We start from the raw sequence: 1,250 nt of genomic DNA, 5'->3' as shown, positions 1-1,250 counted from the left end.
AGCAGGGACGGTGGGGCGGGCTGCTGACGGCCATGCTGCTGCACGGCGGCTGGACCCACGCGATCATGAATGCGGTGGCGGCGCTGGCGTTCGGGACGCCGGTGGCGCGGTTGTTCGGGACCAGGATCGGTCCGACGGTCTTTCTGCTTTTCTATCTGGTGTGCGGCGTGTTGGCGTCGCTGGGCTATGGGCTGATCCATTGGGGATCCAGCGAGCCGATGGTCGGCGCGTCCGGCGCCGTGTTCGGCCTGATCGGCGCCGCGACACGGTTGCTGGGCGGGCAGGGCAGGGTGCTGCCGATGGCCGATCGCCGCGTGATCGGCGCGGCCATCACCTGGATGGCGGTCAACGCCGTGACCGGAATGATCGGCGGACTACCCGGCGCCGAGGGAGCCAGGATCGCCTGGGAGGCCCACGCGGTCGGCTTCATCGTCGGCTTTTTGGCCATCGGTCCCTTGGGGCGGATGTTCGGAAGCGGGGCCGCGCCTCATCCGTGAGGCGCGTTGATTCCGGACGGGGGGTGAGCGATCATCGCTCCCTGAGCGGCCCTGTCGCCATCCCGGCCCTGCGGTCGTCTCTTATAGAGAGAAGGGACCGCGATGTTCGTCGCCGAAATCCTCAAGACCAAGGGAAACGCCGTCTTCTCCATCGCGCCGGATCTGACGGTGACGCAGGCGTGCGCAGAACTAGAGCAGAAGCGGGTAGGGGCGTTGGTCGTCTGTGACGGCGACAAGGTGGTCGGGGTGTTTTCCGAACGCGATGTGGTCAAGGCCTTGGCGGCCGATGGCGCCGATGCGCTGGCCCGTCCGGTCGCCGACTATATGACGGCCAAGGTGATCTATGCCGAACCGGCCGAGGAGATGTCGGCCTTGATGACCCGAATGACTGATCGGCGCATCCGGCATCTGCCGGTGATGCAGGCGGATCGTCTGGTCGGCGTCATCTCCATCGGCGACGTCGTGAAGTGCCAGATCGCCGAACACGCCCATGAGGCCGAGAGCTTGCGGACCTATATTTCAGGCTGAGAGGCGCGTGCGCCGTTGGCCGATTCCGGTTTTGCGAGAAACTTCCCCCGCATCATCAGAATCCGCTTGCTGACAAAGAGGGTGGTCCGTATAGAGCCGCCTCGCTCGGAAACGGGCCGGCCGACGGGGCCGCGGGGGTTTAGGTCCTCACGGTCCCACGGAAGAAAGAGGCGAAAAACTTCTTGCTTTCATCGGTTGGTTTCACTAGGTTCCGCGCTCCAATCG

At 65.3% G+C, this 1,250-nt stretch carries 2 protein-coding genes; both read left to right on the top strand.

What is annotated here, in order from left to right; all coding sequences use genetic code 11:
- Positions 1-497 (top strand): rhomboid family intramembrane serine protease (locus tag RT123_RS14175; protein ID WP_313009800.1); only part of this gene is annotated, 497 nt, incomplete at its 5' end.
- Between the two features lie 102 nt (positions 498-599).
- Positions 600-1,025, top strand: coding sequence for a CBS domain-containing protein (locus RT123_RS14170; protein WP_313009799.1), 426 nt, complete (start codon positions 600-602; stop codon positions 1,023-1,025).
- Positions 1,026-1,250 lie beyond the last annotated feature (225 nt).

The organism is Brevundimonas vesicularis, assembly GCF_032067225.1.
Lineage (GTDB): Bacteria > Pseudomonadota > Alphaproteobacteria > Caulobacterales > Caulobacteraceae > Brevundimonas > Brevundimonas vesicularis_F.
This window is presented reverse-complemented; position numbering and strand designations above follow the sequence as displayed.

Excerpts from the sequence above, each read along its gene's own strand:
- RT123_RS14170 (WP_313009799.1), top strand. The coding sequence starts at position 600 with ATGTTCGTCGCCGAAATCCTCAAGACCAAGGGAAACGCCGTCTTCTCC.